The organism is Streptococcus sp. F0442, from assembly GCF_000314795.2.
In the GTDB taxonomy this organism is placed as follows: Bacteria; Bacillota; Bacilli; order Lactobacillales; family Streptococcaceae; genus Streptococcus.
The window spans coordinates 1,088,477-1,092,898 of record NZ_KB373314.1 but is presented as its reverse complement, the minus strand read 5'-3'; the positions used below and the strand labels follow the sequence as shown (position 1 = coordinate 1,092,898).

General features: G+C 43.0%; 2 protein-coding genes. Both read left to right on the top strand.

Going from position 1 to position 4,422, the window contains the following annotated elements; translation table 11 throughout:
• Positions 1–882: 882 nt before the first annotated feature.
• Complete coding sequence (locus HMPREF9186_RS11670; protein WP_037613959.1) at positions 883–1,092, top strand: LPXTG cell wall anchor domain-containing protein; 210 nt, start codon at positions 883–885, stop codon at positions 1,090–1,092.
• A 196-nt stretch (positions 1,093–1,288) separates the two neighbouring features.
• Positions 1,289–4,422: accessory Sec-dependent serine-rich glycoprotein adhesin (locus tag HMPREF9186_RS10980; protein ID WP_009731776.1), on the top strand; the 3,134-nt coding region annotated here is incomplete at its 3' end.

The following is a 4,422-nucleotide window of genomic DNA, read 5'->3' as shown; positions in this document are numbered from 1 at the left end:
TCAGAATCGGTTTCAACATCAGAGTCAGCATCTGTTTCAACATCTGAATCAGTGTCTACGTCTGAATCGATTTCTACCTCAGAATCAGTATCAACGTCTGAATCGGTGTCAACCTCTGAATCAGTATCAGCCTCAGAATCTGTTTCTACATCTGAGTCCGTGTCGACATCTGAATCGCTGTCAACATCCGAGGTCTCTGAATCAGTCTCAGCATCCGAGTCGGTTTCTGTATCCGAATCAGTTTCAACGTCTGAGTCGGTTTCTGTATCCGAATCAGTTTCAATGTCTGAATCGGTGTTGACATCCGAGTCATTGTCAGTGTCAGAGTCACTCTCAGCATCCGAGTCAGTCTCAGCATCCGAGTCATTATCAGCGTCCGAGTCAGCGTCGACGTCAGAATCAGTGTCTACGTCTGAATCAGTGTCTACGTCTGAATCAGTATCGACTTCTGAATCAGCATCGACGTCCGAATCAGTTTCTACTTCAGAATCAGCATCAACCTCTGAATCGGTTTCAGCATCCGAGTCTGTATCAACGTCTGAGTTGGTGTCAACGTCTGAATCAGTATCAACATCTGAATCAGCATCGACTTCCGAATCGGTCTCAACGTCTGAATCAGTTTCAACGTCAGTAAGTCAATCAATGTCAGCGTCTGAATCAGCATCGACTTCTGAATCAGTTTCTACATCCGAGTCAGTATCCGAGTCTGCGTCTACCTCTGAATCGGTATCAACATCTGAATCAGTATCGACTTCTGAATCGGTCTCAACATCCGAATCAGTTTCAGTTTCTGAATCAGTCTCAATGTCCGAATCAGTGTCAGTGTCTGAATCTACTTCAACGTCAGTAAGTGCATCAGTCTCAGCATCCGAGTCAGTTTCAGTGAGTCAATCACAATCAGTCTCAATATCTGGTAGTGGTTCACAATCAGCTTCTGGTTCAGAATCAGCAAGTGGTTCACAAAAACACAGCCAATCTGTGGCGCTTCCAAGTACTGGCGAAACAGGATCTGTGACATCAGCTCTTCTTGGGGTTGTTACAGGGTTAGCTGGAATTGCTGGACTGACCCGACGTAAAAAGAAGGGGAACTGATCTAGTAGGAAATATCATTTTTTCGAGTGAATCTCATAGGAGATTCACTTTTTTACTAGTAGAATGAAGTGTTTTTAATTTCTTGTAAAAAATTCGAAAACAAAAACAATAATAAATAAGTTTTTTGTAGCAAATTACTTGAATCTATGTAGTATTCCTGTATAATAAATAATGACTACAATGTAAGGGGAATATCATGCAATTTAAGCGTTCAAAAGGAAACTTTCGTGAGACAGATCGTGTCGTACGCTTCAAATTAATTAAATCAGGAAAAAATTGGCTTCGAGCATCAACTGCTGCTCTAGGACTCTTTCGTGTGGTTCGAGGGCAAGTAGAGGAGATGGTCATTGCCGAAGTTCCAGAAGATGGCGGTCGTCTTCATAAGGAGGGCCAACAGTTATTAAAAGGCTTGGTTGCTGTAGGTACTGTATTTGGAGGAGCTGTTGTGGCTACGACGGCTCAAGCAGAAGAAGTGGCATCTCTCGCCCCAACTGTGTCTGAAACGAAACAAGAGACATTGGCAGAAGCAGATAGCGTCATTCTTTCAAAGACATCCTCGCTAGATTCTGCATCTGCTTCTCTATCAACCTCTACAAGTCTTTCTGAAACGGCTAGCCATTCGCTCTCTATGAGTGAATCGACTTCTATTTCCATCAGTGGGCAAGAAACTACCAGTTTTGAAAGCGTTTCTAGTGAATCCACACAAGTTCTAGCTTCAGAATCAGCGGTAGATGAACCAGCAGCTACAGATGAAGCTTCCCTATTGGAACAAAACGCTTCTGAAGCAGAGTTGCTCCAACAAATCGCAGGGAAATACGCTACTCAGATATCTGTGCCTGAGCGTAAGGCAGCTTTGGAAGCAGTTATCAATAAGCTACAATCGGAAGTAACTACTAGCTATCGTTTGGTCCATACAAATGCTGGTGCGCAAGCTTATGCCAAGCAACGCGATCGCTTGGGCAAAGCAGTTGATGAGATGATGACCACCTTAACGGCTGCAGGCTTTGTGGGAAATTCCAATATAAATGGGAAACCAGCTATCTCAGCTCAATTGGCTCCAATTAGTGAAGAGGCTAGAAGTAGTGATGAAGATCTATCCATCTCGCCCGAGATGGATGATCGCCATGGCGCCAATGTGGTAGATGCGCCACTACCAACCTCTAATGTTGCCAAAGACCCGAACCTAGATAAAAATGCTTTGTTAACTCCAGAAGAGCTTGCAAAGTATTCAAAAGATCACGATTTGAACCGTTATACTTTTGCAATTTGGGAATTTGTTGACCGAAATGAGAAATCCTTGGGCTACTATGCGACACTATCTGTTGATCGTAGCGAAACAAATCCAGATATTCGTGAACCGAAGAATGTTTATTTCCGAATTGTAAAGGAATCAGATGGATCAGAAGTCTTTTCTCAAACATTCCAACCCAATGTGAGATTGAATAGTCCTATGCGACTTCCTAAAGAAGTCTTGATTGCCGATTCTCCAGCAGGCAACAACTTTATCTATTCTTTTGGAGACGCAAGTAAACCTCCTTATGTGACCCTACAATCTTTTCCTAGTATTATGGTTCCAGTCAGAAGTGTTATGCTCCGAGATATCTATAATGTCATGGATCCTTCACATCAAGGTCAAATGTTAAATGAATTCTTCCAGGTCAAAGTGCCAACCATGTGGTCTCAACAGTCTACCTTGTATCGTTTGGTGGATCCAAAGGGTAAATGGCAAAATGGACTGTATAAACCAACTGGTGAAGAAGAGATCCTTGCTGAATACAGGCAATCTGGGATTGAGGGACAACAGTATACGGCTTCAAATGCGCGTGATATTGCAGGTTATGTTCAGGTACCAGTAGTAAGTACTTCTCAAAATGCGACCACTGGGATCTTTGATAATAGTAAGGTTGGAGATAGACGTGTAGAATTGTACGGAAATGCGCGTGAGCATTTTATCAAAAGTGAAGTTGTCACAACGAATCAAAATGGGGACTACACTCTTCGCTATTACGTCTTGGATCCTTCTAAAATAAATACATTGACCTCTCGGGATACAGGAAATGAACCAGTATTTGATAAGTATACTCTTGTTTATGAAAAAACTTTTAAACACGACGTTCCAGGCCAATTGTCTGACTTAGGTGGAACGCGTAAAATTGAAAGTAAAAATAAGGATTATTTCCTAAACGTTACTCCAAGACGTGTGGATGAACATAACTTTGAACTGGACGTAACAGGTTGGTTTTCCGCCAATGAAACAGTGACCTATACTGATGAAAAGACGGGAATAGCGTACACGGTTCCAAAACCATTCACAGCTGTTCCAAAATCACCGTCCCTTTCAAAAAATACAACGATGGTTGTAGGGGAAGATGCGACTCCTCAAGGAGCCGATGGTTTCTCTCGTTTCAAGCATACGATTAAAGATAACTATTATGCTAATCCAATGACGAGTGTGAACTACTATTATCGGAAGATGACGGCATCTGAGTCTGCCTCACAGTCTCAAAGTTTTTCAACTTCATCTTCCATCTCTGAGAGTGAGTCACCAACCTTTGAGTCCATTTCAAGATCTCAGTCAGAATCCTTGGCCCCAGCATCACTATCTGCGAGTCAGTCAGAATCCTTGGTTCAAGCCTCGGTTTTTGCGAGCCAGTCTGATTCTTTAATTCAAGCTATGTTTTCTGCGAGTCAATCGAAGTCCTTGGCTCAAGAATCACTTTCCGCGAGCCAGTCTGATTTCTTAGTTCAAACATCAATTTTCCTTAGTCAATCTGAATCGTTGGCTCAAGAATTGCTTTCTACGAGCCAATCGACATCCTTAGTTAAATCCTCAGAATCGGCGAGTCGATCTGAATCTTTGGTTCAAGAATCGCTTTCAGTGAGCCAATCTGAGTCACAGGTTCAAGAATCGCTTTCAGTGAGTCAGTCAGAATCGTTGGTTCAAGCTTCGGTTTCGTCGAGTCAATCCGAATCGCGAGTTCAAGCATCGATTTCAGCAAGTCAGTCCGAGTCACAGGTTCAAGCTTCGGTTTCGGCCAGTCAGTCCGAATCGTTAATTAAAGAATCGACTTCCGTAAGCCAATCTGAATCGTTGGTACAAGAGTCCGTTTCAGCGAGTCAATCAGAGTCACAGGTTCAAGAATCGCTTTCAGTGAGTCAGTCAGAATCGTTGGTTCAAGCTTCGGTTTCGTCGAGTCAATCCGAATCGCAAGTTCAAGCATCGACTTCAGCGAGTCAATCAGAGTCCTTGGTCCAAGCGTCGGTTTCAGCAAGTCAGTCAGAGTCACAGGTTCAAGCATCAATCTCTGCAAGCCAATCTGAATCGCAGGT